Annotated in this window: 16 protein-coding genes; 8 read left to right on the top strand and 8 right to left on the bottom strand. The window is 62.6% G+C overall.

Annotated features, from left to right (window positions below; all coding sequences use genetic code 11):
- Positions 1–540: 540 nt before the first annotated feature.
- From gltA to sdhC, 6 genes are all read right to left on the bottom strand, one after another.
- Positions 541–1,842 (bottom strand): citrate synthase, encoded by a 1,302-nt coding sequence (gene gltA, locus RN01_RS16255; RefSeq protein WP_008649364.1) that lies wholly within the window; start codon positions 1,840–1,842, stop codon positions 541–543.
- 42 nt (positions 1,843–1,884) lie between these two features.
- Positions 1,885–2,166, bottom strand: coding sequence for a succinate dehydrogenase assembly factor 2 (locus tag RN01_RS16250; RefSeq protein ID WP_017511407.1), 282 nt, complete (start codon positions 2,164–2,166; stop codon positions 1,885–1,887).
- 134 nt (positions 2,167–2,300) lie between these two features.
- On the bottom strand, positions 2,301–3,002 hold the full coding sequence (locus RN01_RS16245) for a succinate dehydrogenase iron-sulfur subunit (protein ID WP_008649360.1): 702 nt from the start codon (positions 3,000–3,002) through the stop codon (positions 2,301–2,303).
- A 34-nt stretch (positions 3,003–3,036) separates the two neighbouring features.
- Positions 3,037–4,815, bottom strand: coding sequence for a succinate dehydrogenase flavoprotein subunit (sdhA, locus tag RN01_RS16240; RefSeq protein ID WP_017511408.1), 1,779 nt, complete (start codon positions 4,813–4,815; stop codon positions 3,037–3,039).
- 3 nt (positions 4,816–4,818) lie between these two features.
- Positions 4,819–5,184: a succinate dehydrogenase, hydrophobic membrane anchor protein gene (gene sdhD / locus RN01_RS16235; RefSeq protein WP_008649354.1), complete on the bottom strand. Its 366-nt coding sequence runs from the start codon at positions 5,182–5,184 to the stop codon at positions 4,819–4,821.
- A gap of 11 nt (positions 5,185–5,195) precedes the next feature.
- Positions 5,196–5,606, bottom strand: coding sequence for a succinate dehydrogenase, cytochrome b556 subunit (gene sdhC / locus RN01_RS16230; protein WP_008649352.1), 411 nt, complete (start codon positions 5,604–5,606; stop codon positions 5,196–5,198).
- Positions 5,607–5,623: 17 nt separating this feature from the next.
- On the opposite strand from sdhC, the gene RN01_RS33940 reads away from it, so the two are divergent.
- Positions 5,624–5,914 carry a hypothetical protein gene (locus RN01_RS33940; protein WP_128646535.1) on the top strand — a complete coding sequence of 97 codons (291 nt, stop codon included), beginning with the start codon at positions 5,624–5,626 and terminating at the stop codon, positions 5,912–5,914.
- A 65-nt stretch (positions 5,915–5,979) separates the two neighbouring features.
- On the opposite strand, the gene RN01_RS16225 is transcribed toward RN01_RS33940, so the two are convergent.
- Positions 5,980–6,834, bottom strand: a complete 855-nt coding sequence (locus tag RN01_RS16225) for a GntR family transcriptional regulator (RefSeq protein WP_008649351.1) — start codon at positions 6,832–6,834, stop codon at positions 5,980–5,982.
- 391 nt (positions 6,835–7,225) lie between these two features.
- On the opposite strand from RN01_RS16225, the gene RN01_RS16220 reads away from it, so the two are divergent.
- The 6 genes from RN01_RS16220 (at position 7,226) to RN01_RS16200 (ending at position 14,606) form a co-directional block, all read left to right on the top strand.
- On the top strand, positions 7,226–8,209 hold the full coding sequence (locus tag RN01_RS16220; protein WP_008649349.1) for a malate dehydrogenase: 984 nt from the start codon (positions 7,226–7,228) through the stop codon (positions 8,207–8,209).
- A gap of 133 nt (positions 8,210–8,342) precedes the next feature.
- Positions 8,343–9,323 (top strand): CoA ester lyase, encoded by a 981-nt coding sequence (locus RN01_RS16215; protein ID WP_017511410.1) that lies wholly within the window; start codon positions 8,343–8,345, stop codon positions 9,321–9,323.
- A 224-nt stretch (positions 9,324–9,547) separates the two neighbouring features.
- Positions 9,548–10,099 (top strand): hypothetical protein, encoded by a 552-nt coding sequence (locus RN01_RS16210; protein ID WP_017511411.1) that lies wholly within the window; start codon positions 9,548–9,550, stop codon positions 10,097–10,099.
- A 188-nt stretch (positions 10,100–10,287) separates the two neighbouring features.
- Complete coding sequence (gene acnA / locus RN01_RS16205; protein WP_017511412.1) at positions 10,288–12,993, top strand: aconitate hydratase AcnA; 2,706 nt, start codon at positions 10,288–10,290, stop codon at positions 12,991–12,993.
- Positions 12,994–13,164: 171 nt separating this feature from the next.
- Entirely contained in the window at positions 13,165–13,299 is a 135-nt protein-coding gene (locus tag RN01_RS34905; protein ID WP_008649342.1) for a hypothetical protein, read from the top strand.
- A 104-nt stretch (positions 13,300–13,403) separates the two neighbouring features.
- A complete protein-coding gene (locus tag RN01_RS16200) occupies positions 13,404–14,606 on the top strand; it encodes a DUF2863 family protein (protein ID WP_024569919.1) in 1,203 nt (400 codons plus the stop codon).
- Positions 14,607–14,678: 72 nt separating this feature from the next.
- On the opposite strand, the gene RN01_RS16195 is transcribed toward RN01_RS16200, so the two are convergent.
- Positions 14,679–15,344, bottom strand: a complete 666-nt coding sequence (locus tag RN01_RS16195) for a tRNA (guanosine(46)-N(7))-methyltransferase TrmB (RefSeq protein ID WP_017511414.1) — start codon at positions 15,342–15,344, stop codon at positions 14,679–14,681.
- A gap of 78 nt (positions 15,345–15,422) precedes the next feature.
- On the opposite strand from RN01_RS16195, the gene RN01_RS16190 reads away from it, so the two are divergent.
- Complete coding sequence (locus RN01_RS16190; RefSeq protein WP_017511415.1) at positions 15,423–17,009, top strand: ABC transporter substrate-binding protein; 1,587 nt, start codon at positions 15,423–15,425, stop codon at positions 17,007–17,009.
- The last annotated feature ends 9 nt before the right edge of the window (positions 17,010–17,018 follow it).

Genomic DNA, 17,018 nt, shown 5'->3' with positions numbered 1-17,018 from the left:
GCCTGCGGTGAAGAGTTGATGCTTGTGCGGGGCCCGGCATGTGTCGGCGCCCGCCAGACGACGGTCGCCAAAAGTTCGGAAAGACAACGTTGATGCGTTCTCTATTGCGCAAGCGCTTCGCCTGCCCCGCTTTCCAACACGGCTGGCCGGAAGGGTGGCCCGGCTGCCGGTCGGTAAAGCAGCCCGCATTATAAAGGGAAAGTTGCAACCAGATAGAGTGAAGTTCTTCGAATTTGGGGAAAACCCGACAACTAATGAAGACCGTTGCAACCCGCCGACGGCAGGATTCGCCGCCAAAAGCTGATTTCACAACAATTGTGCACAGCGGCATCTGTGGCGTGCCGGTGGCATTGGGCCACCTATGGCAACCGCAGGGCCAGCACCCCCTACGAGGACATGAACTCGCGCGAGTCAATGATCGGCGCCCGCCTCGGGCTTAGCCGCCGCGCTGCCCCGCTCTCGGCAGTGCGGCGCAACACAAAGCAAAAAAAACGCCCCGGCGGACCGGGGCGTTCTTCAGCTTGCGTGACAGCAACCAGATCAGCGCTTTGCCAGATCCGGCACTTCGCGTGCGGCGGCGCCGTTGAACAGCTGGCGCGGACGACCGATCTTGTATTCCGGATCGGTGATCATCTCTTCCCACTGCGAGATCCAGCCCGGCGTGCGTGCCAGGGCGAAGATGCAGGTGAACAGCGAGGTCGGGATGCCCAGCGCGCGCTGCACGATACCCGAGTAGAAGTCCACGTTCGGGTACAGCTTGCGGCTGACGAAGTATTCGTCTTCCAGCGCGATCTTCTCGAGCTCCATGGCCAGCTTGAACAGCGGGTCGTTGTGCAGGCCCAGTTCGTTCAGCACTTCATAGCAGGTCTCGCGCATCAGCTTGGCGCGCGGGTCGTAGTTCTTGTACACGCGGTGGCCAAAGCCCATCAGGCGCACGCCCGAGTTCTTGTCCTTGACCTGCTTGATGAACTCGCCAATGTTGTCGACGCTGCCGATTTCTTCCAGCATCTTCAGCGCGGCTTCGTTCGCGCCGCCGTGAGCCGGACCCCACAGGCAAGCCACGCCGGCGGCGATGGCTGCGAACGGGTTCGTGCCCGACGAGCCGGCCAGACGCACGGTCGAGGTCGACGCGTTTTGCTCGTGGTCGGCGTGCAGGATGAAGATGCGGTCCAGCGCGCGCTCGAGCACCGGGTTCACGGTGTACGGGGCGCACGGCGTGGCGAACATCATGCGCATGAAGTTGCCCGAGTAGGACAGGTCGTTCTGCGGGTAGATGTACGGCTGACCCATGGTGTACTTGTACGCCATGGCAACCAGCGTCGGCATCTTGGCGATCAGGCGGATGGCCGAGATCTCGCGCTGATGCGGATCATCGATGTCCATCGCGTCGTGGTAGAACGCGCTCATCGCGCCAACCAGACCCGTCAGGACGGCCATCGGGTGCGCGTCACGGCGGAAGCCGCGCAGGAAGAACTGGAGCTGTTCGTGGACCATCGTGTGGTTCATCACCGAGTTCACGAACTCTTCCTTCTGCTTGGCGTTGGGCAGCTCGCCCTTCAGCAGCAGGTAGCAGGTCTCGAGGTGATCGCACTTCTGTGCCAGTTGCTCGATCGGGTAGCCACGGTACAGCAGTTCGCCCTTGTCACCGTCAATGTAGGTGATCTTGGAGTTGCACGAAGCGGTCGACATGAACCCCGGGTCATAGGTGAACTTGCCGGTTTGTCCGTACAGCTTGCGAATGTCGATCACATCCGGGCCAACGGTGCCCTTGTAGATCGGCAGCTCAACGCTGGGGGAACCATCGGAAAACGATAGCGTGGCTTTCACATCGGACGGCGTCATGTCGGTTCCTTCAAATACTGTGAATAATAGTGTTGACCAAACTCAGACCGAACGCAGCAGGCTTATAAGCCGTTGCATCGGGGGCGTGTCGAGCTCACCGTCCAGCTCCTTGCGGGCAAGCAGCAGGTCCATCAACTCGTTGTCGCCAAGCTCGAACAGCTCGCTCAGCGATGCCACGTCCTCGTCGGACAGGCTCTCCTCGTAACGGTTGAAAAAACGTTCGACGATGATGTCGTTCTCCAGAAGGCCGCGGCGGGCGCGCCAGCGTAGACGGGCACGTTTGTGCGGATCGGCCTGATGGGAGAAAGTGGTGGAAAGACTCATGGTCAGCCTTCTTGCGATCGGCGCGCCACCCGATTGATACCGCATCGGGCTGACGCGCCGCTTACTTCAACTACAGACTGTCTGTGTTCGTACGGATTCCGCCCGGTACGCACAAGGCAGTTTATACCGGCAGATTAAACAGCGCGGCGAACCATCAATTCCTTAATCTTGCCAATCGCCTTCGTCGGGTTGAGGCCCTTCGGGCACACATCGACGCAGTTCATGATGCTATGGCAACGGAACAGACGGTACGGGTCGTTCAGGTTGTCCAGACGCTCGCTGGTGGCCTGGTCACGGCTGTCCGCGATAAAGCGGTAGGCCTGCAGCAGACCGGCCGGGCCAACGAACTTGTCCGGGTTCCACCAGAACGACGGGCACGACGTCGAGCAGCTTGCGCACAAGATGCACTCGTACAGGCCATCCAGCTCGTCACGTTCCTGCGGCGATTGCAGACGCTCCTTCTCGGGCGGCGGCTCGTCGTTGATCAGGAACGGCTTGATCGAGTTGTACTGCTTGAAGAAGTTCGTCATGTCGACGATCAGGTCGCGCACCACGGGCAGCCCGGGCAGCGGACGCAGCACGATGCGGTCCGGCAGTTCGCGCATGTTCGTCAGGCAGGCCAGGCCGTTCTTGCCGTTGATGTTCATCGCGTCCGAGCCGCACACGCCTTCACGGCACGAGCGACGGAACGAGATCGTCTCATCGAGCTTCTTCAGCTTGACCAGCGCATCCAGCAGCATGCGCTCGTGACCGTCGAGTTCCACCTCGTAGGTCTGCATGCGGGGCGCGGCGTCCTTGTCCGGATCGTAGCGGTAGACTTCGAAAATACGCTTCATTTCTGTGGGTCCTGTTTTCTCTACGACGCGGGTATCAGAACGTACGGGCCTTCGGCGGAACTGATTCCGCCGTCAGCGGTTGCATCTTCACCGGCTTGTAGTCGAGGCGGTTGCCTTCGCTGTAGAACAGCGTGTGCTTGAGCCAGTTCTCGTCGTCGCGATTCGGGAAGTCGCTATGGGCGTGGGCGCCACGCGATTCCTTGCGGGCTGCGGCCGAGATCATCGTTGCCTTGGCCACTTCCACCAGGTTCGACACTTCCAGGGCTTCCACCAGCGCGGTGTTAAAGACCTTCGACTTGTCCTTCAGGTGGATGTTGTTGGCGCGCTCGGCCACTTCCAGGATGCGCTCGACGCCTTCGTCCATCAGCTTCTGCGTACGGAACACGCCGGCGTGCGATTGCATGTTGCGGCGGATATCGTTGGCCACGTCCTGGGTGTATTCACCCGAGGTCGTGCCCTGCAGCTTGGCCAGACGGGCCATGGCGCGGTCGGCGGCATCTGCCGGCAGCGGCTTGTGTTCCTTCTGCTTCATCGCGTTGGCGACGATGTGGTTACCGGCCGCACGGCCGAACACCACCAGGTCGAGCAGCGAGTTCGTGCCCAGGCGGTTGGCGCCGTGCACCGACACGCACGAGCATTCGCCGATGGCGTAGAAGCCGTTGACCACTTCGTTCGGGTTGCCGTTCTTCGGCACCACGACCTGACCGTGGAAGTTCGTCGGAATGCCACCCATCTGGTAGTGGATGGTCGGCACCACGGGGATCGGTTCCTTGATCGCGTCGACGTTGGCGAACTTCATGCCGATTTCGCGGATCGACGGCAGACGCTTCATGATCGTCTCGGCGCCGACGTGCGTCAGGTCGAGCAACACGTAGTCGCCGTTCGGACCGCAGCCGCGGCCTTCCTTGATTTCCTGGTCCATCGAACGCGACACGAAGTCACGCGGGGCCAGATCCTTCAGCGTCGGGGCATAGCGCTCCATGAAGCGCTCGCCATCCTTGTTACGCAGGATACCGCCCTCGCCGCGCACGCCTTCCGTGATCAGCACGCCCGCGCCGGCCACGCCGGTCGGGTGGAACTGCCAGAACTCCATGTCTTCCAGCGGGACGCCGGCACGTGCTGCCATGCCCAGGCCATCACCGGTGTTGATGAAGGCGTTGGTGGAAGCCGCGTAGATACGGCCGGCACCGCCGGTCGCGAACAGCGTGGTCTTGGCTTCGAGGATATAGACTTCGCCGGTTTCCATTTCCAGCGCGGTCACGCCCAGCACGTCGCCGTCCTCGTCGCGGATCAGGTCCAGCGCCATCCATTCGACGAAGAAGTGGGTCTTGGCGCGAACGTTGCGCTGGTACAGCGTGTGCAGCAGCGCGTGACCGGTACGGTCAGCGGCCGCGCAAGCGCGTTGCACCGGCTTTTCGCCGTAGTTGGCGGTGTGGCCGCCGAACGGACGCTGGTAAATCGTGCCATCGGCGTTACGGTCGAACGGCATGCCGAAGTGTTCGAGTTCGTACACGACCTTCGGTGCTTCACGGCACATGAACTCGATGGCGTCCTGGTCGCCCAGCCAGTCCGAGCCCTTGATGGTGTCGTAGAAGTGATAGTGCCAGTTGTCTTCGCTCATGTTGCCAAGCGAAGCACCGATACCGCCCTGCGCCGCCACGGTGTGCGAGCGCGTCGGGAAAACCTTCGACAGCACGGCCACGTTCAGGCCGGCTTCCGCGAGCTGGAGGGATGCGCGCATCCCGGCGCCGCCCGCCCCGACGATGACCACGTCAAATTTGCGACGCGGCAATCCAGTCTTGACTGCGACCATTTATTACACCCTCCAGAGAATCTGAGCAGCGTAGCCCGCGCAACCGACGAGCCACAGAATCGTTAGAACTTGCAGCACGAGGCGCACGGCCATCGGCTTCACGTAGTCCATCCAGATATCGCGCACGCCGATCCACGCATGGAACAGCAGGGACAGGATGGTCAGGAACGTCAGGATCTTCATCCACTGATTGGCGAAGAGACCCGACCAGCCTTCGTACGAAGGGTTGCCGAAGGCGAGATACACGGCGGCGAGCACCACGGTGAACACCACCATGATGACCGCGGTAACGCGTTGCGCGAGCCAGTCTTTCAGACCGTAGTGCGCACCGACAACCAGACGCTTGGGACCGATATTATTGTTTGCCACCTTGATTCTCCTCAGAACAGACCGAACAGCTTCAGACCGAAGATCAGGGTGAGCAGCAGGCTGACCACCAGCACCGTGACAGCCGACTTGGCCGAGGCGGGCTTGGTTACGCCAACGTGCACATCGAGCAGCAGGAATCGGATGCCGGCACAGAAGTGATGCAGGTAACCCCAGATCAGGGCCAGGATCACAACTTTGATGAAGCCGTTGGACAGCAGGGCCGAGAACTTGGCGAAGCTCAGTTCGGAGGTGACGCTCTGCTCAAACAGGTACAGAACGAAAGGAAGGAGGAGGAACATCATTGCGCCGCTTACGCGATGCAGGATGGATACCTTGCCGGCCCAGGGCAACCGGTAGCGCGAGATTTGCGCGATACCGATGTTCCGGAACTCCGGCCTGGCTTGTTTGACGGCTTCAGCCATGCGAGACCCCATTTGCGGTGAAAAGAAAACAGCAAAAGTACGACACTGCCATTGCTCCCAATTGCATTGGCGCGCCACAGCGGGTACCGTGGCTGCACCGGATTGCATCAAGCGTGTGGGTGACACTGGATGCAAATGAATGCAGGGGAGCAAATCCAGATGATTTTAGCGCCTTTGTTGCGCGGCGCACCAATAATTTTCGCCTATCGCGCACCAACACGGCGTGCCCGACAATCGCACGCGACAGTGTTTGTACCGTTTCAGGCGGGAAAAATCTGGCCATTCCATTCACGCACGACAATGGTTGAAGCTGGTCCCATACACGCGCCACAATAATCGACGCCCTGGACCGCTCTCCCATCGCCATCGCGCATTAACTCAAGTCGTTTTGGTAATAGTGCCGCGTCGTGACATACAGACCGCGGCGGACTTCCACCGGGCGGTCACCATATGTGAATGAGACACGCTCCACCGATAGCAGCGGTGAGCCCGGTGCCACCGACAGCAATTCCGCCGCCGTATCATCGGCAACCACCGCACGGATCTTCTCCGTGGCGCGGATCATCCGCGTGCCGAACTCGCCCTCGAAGAGCGCGTACATCGGGCCCTTCCACTCGTTGAGCTTTTCGGCCGTCAGGCCCTTGAAGTTGGCGCCCAGCAGCCAGATCTCGTCCAGCACCGTGGCTTCATTCGAGAAAGTCAGCACGCGGCGGATCTGCACCACGCTATCGCCAGTGCGAATATCGAGCAGGCGGGCGATCTCGGCAGGCGCGCGCAAGCGCTTGCATTCGAGCACGCGGCTGGAGCCGTAATGGGGCTCACCCTCGTCGGGTACCAGGCGGAGGAAGCGGAATTTAACCACGTCCTCATAATGGGTAGTCACAAACGTGCCCTTGCCCTGACGACGCGCCACCAGATTCTCGGCGGCCAGTTCGTCGATGGCCTTGCGCACGGTGCCCTGGCTCACCTTGTAGCGGGCAGCCAGATCCATCTCGCTCGGAATCATTTCGCCCGGCTTCCACTCGCCCGTCTGCAGGCTTTGCATGATCAGGGCCTTGATCTGCTGGTAAAGTGGGCTGAAAGTCGGCGACGGCGCGGCCGTCGCGGGGGCGACTGCAGCGCCCGGCGCGTTCGTGGACGGCTGCGTCCCGGCGCCGCTTTGGGGGGCGCCCGATTCCGGCGCGCCATTGGCGGCGGCTGCGGGCAGGGACGTAGGCAGGGATGACATAGCCCGGATTCAACCACAAAAGCGAGAATCACGTCCAGCACGCTATGAAATGTCTTATGTCTTATATAAGACATATGAATTGACATCAATCAGGGCTCACCCTACACTCGCGCAGGTCCGTGCCGTTGCTCCCGAATACCCCTTTGCGGGATGCGACGCACCACTCAGCAGTAGTAGACTTACGCCTTGTCGCCCACGACGCCTGCACCTGGCCGGAAGCGCACTCTCGTTGCCCGGTCACGCGCGAATGCCCGCGGGTTCCGCGGCGGACGCCCGCCTGCCTTCGTGGCGACACGCGACCAGCACCCGGTGACGCGCCGGGCCGCTCCATACCCTGGAGACCCAAGCGCCACCGACCGGTTACCCCCTCTTTTCGTTTGGAGACTTACTCATGGCTAAAGCCCCAATGCGCGTCGCAGTCACCGGCGCCGCTGGCCAGATCGGCTATTCCCTGCTGTTCCGCATCGCCAACGGCGACATGCTCGGCAAAGACCAGCCGGTCATCCTCCAACTGCTCGATCTCCCGCAAGCCCAGGCTGCCGTCAAGGGCGTGGTGATGGAACTGGAAGACTGCGCGTTCCCGCTGCTGGCCGGCGTGGTCATTACCGACGACCCCAAGGTCGCCTTCAAGGATGCCGACGTTGCCCTGCTGGTGGGCGCGCGTCCGCGTAGCAAGGGCATGGAACGCAAGGACCTGCTCGAAGCCAACGCCCAGATCTTCACGGTGCAAGGCAAGGCCCTGGACGAAGTGGCCAGCCGCGACGTCAAGGTGCTGGTGGTCGGCAACCCGGCCAACACCAACGCCTACATCGCCATGAAGTCGGCGCCGAACCTGAAGCGCGAGAACTTCACCGCCATGCTGCGCCTGGACCACAACCGTGCCCTGTCGCAAATCGCCGCCAAGACTGGCAAGCCGGTGTCGTCGATCGAGAAGATGTTCGTCTGGGGCAACCACAGCCCGACGATGTACGCCGACTACCGCTACGCCACCGTCGACGGCAAGAGCGTCAAGGACATGATCAACGATCCGGTGTGGAACAACGACGTGTTCCTGCCGACCGTTGGCAAGCGCGGCGCCGCCATCATCGAGGCCCGTGGCCTGTCGTCGGCCGCTTCGGCTGCCAACGCCGCCATCGACCACGTGCACGACTGGGTGCTGGGCTCGAACGGCAAGGTCGTTACGATGGGCATCCCGTCGAACGGTGAATACGGCATTCCGAACGATGTGATGTTCGGCTACCCGGTCACCACGGCCAACGGCAAGTACGAAATCGTCAAGGGTCTGGAAATTGACGCGTACAGCCAGGAGAAGATCAACATCACGCTCAAGGAACTGGAAGAAGAGCGTGCCGGCGTGCAACACCTGCTGGGCTGATCCTCCGCGAGCCACCCGCTCATGAAAGACCGGGGTTCCGCATCGATTCTCGAAAATCGGCGCGGACCCCGGTTTTTCTTTTAGGCGCGTAAATCCCACTTTTGAATAACCCTACATTTTCTCCGTATTTAACGTGCATCCATCCGAGGTCTTGTTCCAGGGCGAAGCCATTCCGGTGCAACTGCCGGTATGCGACCACTATGCCGGTAGCGAAAAGCTCATGCGCAAATCGCTTGCCCTGCAGCAAGCGCTCGGGCCAGTGTTCGATATCACGTTCGACTGCGAGGACGGCGCGGCGGTCGGGCTCGAACGCGAGCACGCCACGCTGTGCGCGCAACTGATCAACAGCGCCGAAAATGCGCACAACCGCGTGGGCGCGCGCATCCACGATCCGGCGCACCCGGGCTGGCGCGAAGACGTCGACATCCTGGTGAGGACAGCCGGCGCCCGACTGGCCTATGTAGTGGTCCCGAAAGTGACCGACGTGGTGGAAGTGGCCCGTGTGACCGATCACGTGAACCAGGTAGCGCGCGCGTCCGGCATTGCCCGCCACATCCCAATACACGTGCTGATTGAGACACATTCGGCGCTCGAGCAAGTCTTCGACATCGCCTCGCTCGTGCAGGTGGAGTGCCTGAGCTTCGGCCTGATGGATTTTGTCTCTGCGCACCACGGCGCGATTCCGGGCGATGCCATGCGCTCGCCGGAACAGTTCGAGCATCCGCTGATCCGCCGGGCCATGCTCGAGATTTCGGCAGCCTGCCACCGCCATGGCAAAGTACCGTCGCACAACGTCAGCACCGATGTGCAGAACCCCCAACGCTCGGGCGACGACGCATACCGGGCGCGCGCCGAATTCGGCTATCTGCGTAAATGGAGCATCCATCCGGGCCAGATCGAGCCGATTGTGTCGGCCTTCCGCCCCGGGGACAGCGAAATCGGCGCAGCAAGCCAGATCCTGCTTGCGGCGCACGAGAACAACTGGGCGCCGATCCGCCACGACGGCCAACTCCATGACCGCGCAAGCTATCGCTATTACTGGTCGCTGCTGCAGCGTGCCCATGCCACCGGCACGAAACTGCCCTCGCCGGTGACGGAGTTGTTCTTCGACTGACACCAGTCCGAAGCACGCGGACTGCTCATTTTTGCCTTGAAGTGGCCGATGACAAACCGTCCGCGAACAATTGTGTAACCAATGACTGACGGGCTTCGCCCCGTGGGGCAAATCGTAGAGAATAGCGGCGGAAAGTTGTAGCCGGAGCGCCCCCCGGTGCTCCCCAGCGGACCGTACGACAAATAGCCGTTTTTGATTATTCAGAAAACCGGAAGGAAGACACAATGAAACACATCGTGCTGGCCGCCTGCCTTGGCGCCCTGACCCTGACATCCGCCGGCGCCGCGCTGGCCCAGGAACCGGCCAAGAAGCCGGCCGCTACCAAGAAGACGGCCTCGAAGAAGACCACCAAGAAGACCGAGGCAGCCGCCCCGGTTGAAGCTCCGGCCGGCGAAAAGTGGCAATGCGAACTGGGCCATGCGCTCTACATCACCGGCAACATGCAGCGTGACGAGGTGATCGGCGTGAACTGGGAAGGCAAGGTCTACCGCCTGCCGCGCCAGAACACCGTGACCGGCGCCGACCGCTACTTCGACCAACGCACCGGCATGGACCTGGTGGTGATCCCGAGCAAGGCCATGCTGTTCAACCGGAACCTCGGTCAGCGTCTGGCGGACGAATGCCAGACGGCAGACATGCAGGCCGGCGGCTCCGCGCCGACCGTTGCCGGCGCACTGCGCGCCCCGGTGACCACGCCGCTGCTGGTGGCTCCGTCGCAACCGGCCCAGCCGGCAGATGGGCAACCCGCATCCGCACAATCCGCACCGAAGCAATAATTCCGCAGTAAAGTCCTGTTTTACCTTTGCCTGACCCGCTCGGGGTCAGGCCGAGTCGTGGTAACGGTGCGCGTCCGGTCCCGCCGGCCGCGCCGCTTGCATGGCGGCGGAACCCAATCGCGCACCGGGGTCTTAAGAATAAGAATGTTCAAAAGCGTCCCGCGTCACCCTTCGATTGGAGTCAGGCAATGCCCCACAATCTCAATAACACCCTGAAAGAATTCAAGCTCGGCACTGGCGGCCGCGGTCAGTACTATTCCCTGCCCCAGCTGGGCAAGGCCCTGGGCGTGAAGATCGAACGCCTGCCGGTGTCGATTCGTGTGGTCCTGGAATCCGTGCTGCGCAACTGCGACGGCAAGAAGGTGACCGAGGAACACGTCCGCCAACTGGCCAACTGGAAGCCGAACGCCGAGCGCGTGGATGAAATCCCGTTCGTCGTGGCCCGCGTGGTGCTGCAGGACTTCACGGGCGTGCCGCTACTGGCCGACCTGGCCGCCATGCGTAACGTGGCCGAGAAGATGGGCAAGAACCCGAAAAAGATCGAGCCACTGGTTCCCGTGGACCTGGTGGTCGACCACTCGGTGCAAATCGACCACTTCCGCGAAAAGAACGCCCTGGACCTGAACATGCAACTGGAATTCAAGCGCAATAACGAGCGCTACCAGTTCATGAAGTGGGGGATGCAGGCATTCGACACCTTTGGCGTGGTGCAGCCCGGCTTCGGCATCGTGCACCAGGTCAACCTGGAATATCTGGCCCGCGGCGTCCACAAGAAGGATGGCGTCTATTATCCGGACACCCTCGTCGGCACCGATTCCCACACCACGATGATCAACGGCATTGGCGTGGTCGGCTGGGGCGTGGGCGGCATCGAAGCCGAAGCCGGCATGCTGGGCCAGCCGGTCTACTTCCTGACCCCGGACGTGGTGGGCGTGGAACTGAAGGGCCGGTTGCGCGAAGGCGTGACCGCCACCGATCTGGTGCTGACCATCACCGAGATGCTGCGTCGCGAAAAGGTCGTCGGCAAGTTCGTGGAATTCTTCGGCGAAGGCACGGCCAGCCTGACCACGCCGGACCGCGCCACGATCGGCAACATGGCGCCCGAGTACGGCGCGACGATGGGCTTCTTCCCGGTCGATGAGAAGACGATCGACTATTTCCGTGGCACGGGCCGCACCGACGAGGAAATCGCCGCGTTCGAGGGCTACTTCCGCGCCCAGAAAATGTTCGGCGTTCCGCGCGCTGGCGAGATCGACTACAGCAAGACGTTGACGCTGGACCTGGGCACCGTGGCCCCGTCACTGGCCGGCCCGAAGCGGCCGCAGGACCGTATCGAGATCGGTCACGTCAAGGAAACGTTCAAGTCGCTGTTTGCCAAGCCAGTGGCCGAGAACGGTTTCAACAAGGACGTCGCCGACCTGGACCGCGAGTACACGAACGCCGACGGCGTGAAGGTGCACAACGGCGATGTGCTGATTGCCGCGATCACGTCGTGCACGAACACGTCGAACCCCAGCGTGCTGCTGGCCGCCGGCCTGCTGGCCAAGAAGGCCGTGGAAGCCGGCCTGAAGGTCGCGCCCCACATCAAGACGTCGCTGGCCCCTGGCAGCCGCGTGGTCACGGAATACCTGAAGGCCGCCGGTCTGCTGCCGTACCTGGACAAGCTCGGCTTCGGCGTCACTGCGTACGGCTGCACCACCTGTATCGGTAACGCCGGCGACCTGACCCAGGCGCTCAACGACTCGATCGTGCAGAACGACATCGTGGCCGCCGCCGTGCTGTCGGGCAACCGCAACTTCGAAGCCCGGATCCACCCGAACATCCGCGCCAACTTCCTGGCATCGCCGCCGCTGGTGGTGGCTTACGCCATCGCCGGCAACGTCACGCGCGACCTGATGACCGAACCGGTGGGCAAGGGCAAGGGTGGCAAGGACATCTGGCTGGGCGACATCTGGCCGACGTCGGAAGAAATCCATGCGCTGCTGAAGTACGCGATGGACGCCAAGACGTTCAAGGGCAACTACGAGCAGGTCAGGAAGCCGAGCAAGCTGTGGGCGGCGATCAAGGGCACGAAGGGCCAGGTCTACGACTGGCCGAAGTCGACCTACATCGCCGAGCCGCCGTTCTTCCAGGACTTCGCGCTCGAGCCGAGCGGCGAGGCCGTGACCGTCCGTGGCGCCCGCGCCCTGGGTGTGTTCGGCGACTCCGTGACGACCGACCATATCTCCCCGGCCGGTTCGATCAAGGACACCTCCCCTGCTGGCAAGTACCTGCTGTCGCATGGCGTGCTCAAGGCCGACTTCAACAGCTACGGCTCGCGCCGCGGCAACCATGAGGTGATGATGCGCGGCACGTTCGCCAACGTCCGCATCAAGAACCTGATGATCCCGGTCAAGGCCGACGGCTCCCGCGTGGAAGGCGGCATCACGCTGCACCAGCCCACCGGTGAGGAATTGTCGATCTATGACGCCGCGATGAAGTACATCGCCGAAGGCACGCCCACAGTGGTGTTCGGTGGCGAAGAGTACGGCACGGGCTCGTCGCGCGACTGGGCGGCGAAGGGCACCCAGCTGCTGGGCGTGAAGGCCGTGATCGCACGCAGCTTCGAGCGTATCCACCGTTCGAACCTGGTGGGCATGGGCGTGCTGCCGCTGCAGTTCAAGGGCAACGACAGCGTGCAGTCGCTCGGCATCGTCGGCAACGAAACCTTCGACGTGGAAGGCATCGAAGGCGACCTGAAGCCGCAGCAGGACGTGACGCTGGTCGTCCACCGCGCCAACGGCGACACGCAACGCGTACCGGTGCTGCTCCGCATCGACACGCCGATCGAGGTCGACTACTACAACCACGGCGGCATCCTGCCGTTCGTGCTGCGTCAACTGCTGGCCGCCTGATTCGCCAGCTGCTGACCGAAACCGCCGTCCCGGCTTGCAAAGCGGGGCGGCGGTTTTGTTTTTGCGGGTAATCCCCACCCCGTCGCGTAAGTTTTGCGCAAGCCTGCACTGCCAGACTCGCCCCACACGGATTCAGCGTGACTTATACCAAGACAAAGACGGAGACATCACATGGTGAAGATTCTGATCGCTTTTGTAGTCGTGGCGGGCGCCTGCCTGTACTTGCTGACCAAGGGCGGCGGCGAGGTTTCGATGGCTGGCGAGTCGCACAGCACCGAATCGCACGCACCGGCGGCTCAAAAGTAATCCAACAATGCAAACAAGAGCCTGATTGAGGGTTCGCGAGGACTGCACCCGCCTGCGCAACGAGTAGAATACCGTTTTACGAAAAACGGACGTTCTCTACATATATGGCAGGTTTTCGCCCCAAGTCTTCCGCCAGACTCTCTCCTGACGCCGAACGGCTGGTGGCCGACGCGCTCGCCCTGGATGCATCGGGCAGCCGCATGGAGGACGGGTATTGGGAGCGTCGGCTGTCGCAGCGGCTCCATCGCCTGCTGAAAAACGGCAGCCAGACCGCGCTCGACGCCGCGCTCGAACACCTGTTCAAGCACAACGCCGATGCGTCCGACGTGCTGGCCGAACAGGCCGAAACCTTGGCCGAATCGGCCACCATCGAAGTCGACGGCGCCAAGCTGGATGTGCTGATGATCGCGGCACCGATCCTGGCCCATACACGCTACGCGATTCCGTCGGGTGCGCTGAAGCCGGAGCTGGCCCAGACGCTGGCCGTGCATCTGCAGGCGCATGTGCTGGCCACCGGCACCAAGGTGGCGCTGTCGCCGTACCTCTACAGCATCGACCAGCTGCCGCGCAGCCATAGCGACACCTTCGCGCTGACCCACAAGCTGGCTACTGCCGCACTGGCCGGGACCATGCCGAAGGTGGACCTGCGTGATCTGCCCGAAACCGCGCCCATCCTGGCCGATCCGCGCTATCTGCTGGCCGTGGTGGTGGCCCCGCACGAAGGCGCGCTGTTCCGCTGGCAGGAAGATGCCAAGGAGCACCACGCCGAGCGTTCGGTCTGCCTGGAGCAGTGGCGCCAGCAGGTGCAGCCGACCGTCGCGCTCCTGCTGCCCGGCTGCGAGTTCGAACTGCTGCTGCCGGATGCCTTCTTCCTGTCGTGCCGCGAATCGGACAAGAGCATCCGTCCGCTGACCGTGCGCGCCGCCGTGAACTACCTGTGCGGCACGCTCGATGTGCCGGCCGGCCAACTGGCCGCCGTGGTGGCCGGGTTCGGCGAGGAAGTGGTTGAGGAATATCGCGTCGGCTTCACGATGCGTGGCGAGAAGGAAGTGATCTACGGCATCGTCTGGCCTGTCTATGGCCGCGAAGCTGGCGAAGCCGATGCCGAGGAAAAGGGCAATCCGGTCGAGCAGATCTGCGAGGAGTTGCGCAACGCCGGTGTCGAGGACATCTTCCGCCATGCGGCGCTGTTCGATCCGGAATATTGCGAGGATTGCGGCACCCCGCTCTACGCGGACCGCTCCGGCGAAATCGTCCACGCGGAGCTGCCCGAGGACGCGCCGACGCAACAGCCGCTGTTCCACTGACCGCGCAGTCCGAAAATGAAAAACCCGCCAGATCTGGCGGGTTTTTCATTTCATCCGACGCTCATCGAACGCTCATCGAACACTCACGCAGCGCCACAAGCCATGCCCTGACGCCGCGTACTTGCGTTCGAACGGCGTCATCGGCGCCTCCGGCTGCCACGATTCGGTTTGCGTCCGGCGCCCCACCATCGTCAGCGCGGCCGAGAACTCGTCGATGTAGATCTTCCAGTTGCTGCGGCATTCGAGATAGTCCCCGCACGCCGCCAGCGCGGGAAATACGGCGTGTCCATGCCAACGCCGGCTCAAATGGCCAATCTTGGGCCACGGGTTCGGATACAGCACATAGTGCCGCGTGACCCGCACACCCGCGCTCTGCACCAACCGCCAGAAATCGACCAGATCCGCGCGCGCCCAATGGAAATTCTCGGGCAGGGGTGCATCCCACCAGTCCTTACCGGCCGTCAGGCGCTTTTCCGATTGATCCACACCGATGACATAGTGATCCGGAAATGCCGTGGCGAGACGCAACGTGCTTTCCCCGACACCGCAGCCCGCATCGAGAATCAGCGGCGCGCTGCCCGCCCGCTGCCATGCGTCGATGGCCGCGTCGAACGCGTGCTGGCTCGGCGCGCCAATCGGCTTGCGGAATGGCTCGGCCAGGTGACGCTCCACCAGCGTGGCCAGATGCTCATGGATATCGGACTGTGCCGACGAAATCGTGCGGGAATTGGCAAACATGGCCGCGATTGTACTGGGTCTGCAACGATGTATAGTTACCGGCACAATATGGCCGAACACCGTACGAGGAGCCCACCGATGATCCGCCGCACGCTGCTGCAAGCATCCCTTTCGATTGCGTTGAGCGCCACCGCGCTCACGCTGTTGCCCGCCCAGGCGGCTCATGCCGAAGACCTGCGCATCGGCCTGGCCGCCGACGTGACGTCCATGGACCCGCACTGGAACAACTCGGGCCCGAACAACGCCATCGCACTCCATATCTTCGAGTCGCTGGTGTTCATGGACAAGAACGCGCGCTACATTCCCGGCCTCGCGCTATCGTGGAAGCCGCTCAACGCGATCACGTGGGAGATCAAGCTTCGCCCGAACGTGAAATGGCATGACGGCTCGCCGTTCACGAGCGAGGACGTCAAGGCGTCACTGGAGCGCCCCGAAAAGCTGACCAACGCGCCGGGGTCGTTCACCAGCTACACCAAGCCGATCGCCCGCATCGACACGCCCGACCCGCTGACCGTGCGCCTGACCATGAGCGTGCCGAACTATGCGAACCTGGCCAACGATCTGAACAGCGTGCCGATCATGCCGAAGAAGATCGCCGCGAACCTGACCCAGGCCGATTTCGATTCGGGCAAGGCGATGATCGGCACGGGTCCGTTCAAGTTCGTGCGCTTCGCGCGCGGCCAGGAAATCGTGATGGCGAAGAATCCCGACTACTGGGGGCCAAAGCCCGAATGGGACCGCGCGATCTTCCGGATCCTGACCGACAACGGCGCGCGCTCGGCCGCCCTGCTGGCCGGCGATGTGGACGTGATCGAAAGCGTGCCATCCGCCGACGTGGCGAAGCTCAAGCAGAACCCGAAGTTCAAGATCGAGCAGACAGTGTCGTGGCGCACGATCTTCTGGCAGATGGACCAGTCACGCGACAACCCGCCGTTCGTCACGGATAAGGCAGGCAAGCCGCTTGGCAAGAATCCGTTCAAGGATGCGCGCGTGCGCGCGGCGATCAGCAAGGCCCTCAACCGCGACGCCATCGTCAGCCGCATCATGGAAGGCCTGGCGGTGCCGGCCTCGTCGATCGTCTCGCCGCAGATCTTCGGCCATCCTGGCACCAAGCCGGACGCCTATGACGTGGAAGGCGCGAAGAAGCTGCTGGCCGCCGCAGGCTATCCGGACGGCTTCGGCCTGACGCTGCACGCCACGAACAATCGCTATCTGAATGACGCCCAGGTGGCGCAGGCCACGGCCGGGATGCTGACGCGTATCGGCATCCAGACCAAGGTTGAGACGCTGCCCGTTGCCACGTACTTCACACGCGCGCGCCAGGGGGACTTTGCATTCGAGATGCTAGGCTGGGGATCGGCCGCTGCCGACGTGGCGCTGCGCTCGATCACGGGCACCCCGAACCCGAAGACCGGCTACGGCACGTGGAACTGGGGCAAGTACAGCAACCCGCAGCTCGATCAGCTGATCGAGAAATCGCTGACGACGATCTCCAGCGACAAGGCCCGCGAGGAGAATGCCCGCGCGGCGGCCAAGTTCGCGCTGGCCGACCACGCGATCATCCCGTCGCACAGCCAGCTTGCAATGTGGGCGATGCGCAAGGGCCTGCGCTATGAGGCGCGCACCGACGAGTGGTCGCTGGCGCAGTTTTTCCATAAGGAATGATGGTGGCCT

The sequence above is a fragment of the Cupriavidus sp. SHE genome (assembly GCF_000812445.1).
In the GTDB taxonomy this organism is placed as follows: Bacteria; Pseudomonadota; Gammaproteobacteria; order Burkholderiales; family Burkholderiaceae; genus Cupriavidus; species Cupriavidus metallidurans.
The sequence above is the reverse complement of the archived record's forward strand: the minus strand, read 5'-3'. Positions and strand labels throughout refer to the sequence as shown.

Bases quoted from the DNA above. Each gene is read 5' to 3' on its own strand.
- RN01_RS34905 (WP_008649342.1), top strand. From the start codon at position 13,165: ATGGTGAAGATTCTGATCGCTTTTGTAGTCGTGGCGGGCGCCTGCCTG.
- RN01_RS16190 (WP_017511415.1), top strand. From the start codon at position 15,423: ATGATCCGCCGCACGCTGCTGCAAGCATCCCTTTCGATTGCGTTGAGC.
- RN01_RS16220 (WP_008649349.1), top strand. From the start codon at position 7,226: ATGGCTAAAGCCCCAATGCGCGTCGCAGTCACCGGCGCCGCTGGCCAG.
- RN01_RS16225 (WP_008649351.1), bottom strand. From the start codon at position 6,834: ATGTCATCCCTGCCTACGTCCCTGCCCGCAGCCGCCGCCAATGGCGCG.
- RN01_RS16195 (WP_017511414.1), bottom strand. From the start codon at position 15,344: ATGTTTGCCAATTCCCGCACGATTTCGTCGGCACAGTCCGATATCCAT.
- RN01_RS16250 (WP_017511407.1), bottom strand. From the start codon at position 2,166: ATGAGTCTTTCCACCACTTTCTCCCATCAGGCCGATCCGCACAAACGT.
- sdhA (WP_017511408.1), bottom strand. From the start codon at position 4,815: ATGGTCGCAGTCAAGACTGGATTGCCGCGTCGCAAATTTGACGTGGTC.
- RN01_RS16210 (WP_017511411.1), top strand. From the start codon at position 9,548: ATGAAACACATCGTGCTGGCCGCCTGCCTTGGCGCCCTGACCCTGACA.
- sdhC (WP_008649352.1), bottom strand. From the start codon at position 5,606: ATGGCTGAAGCCGTCAAACAAGCCAGGCCGGAGTTCCGGAACATCGGT.
- acnA (WP_017511412.1), top strand. From the start codon at position 10,288: ATGCCCCACAATCTCAATAACACCCTGAAAGAATTCAAGCTCGGCACT.
- RN01_RS16245 (WP_008649360.1), bottom strand. From the start codon at position 3,002: ATGAAGCGTATTTTCGAAGTCTACCGCTACGATCCGGACAAGGACGCC.
- RN01_RS16200 (WP_024569919.1), top strand. From the start codon at position 13,404: ATGGCAGGTTTTCGCCCCAAGTCTTCCGCCAGACTCTCTCCTGACGCC.
- gltA (WP_008649364.1), bottom strand. From the start codon at position 1,842: ATGACGCCGTCCGATGTGAAAGCCACGCTATCGTTTTCCGATGGTTCC.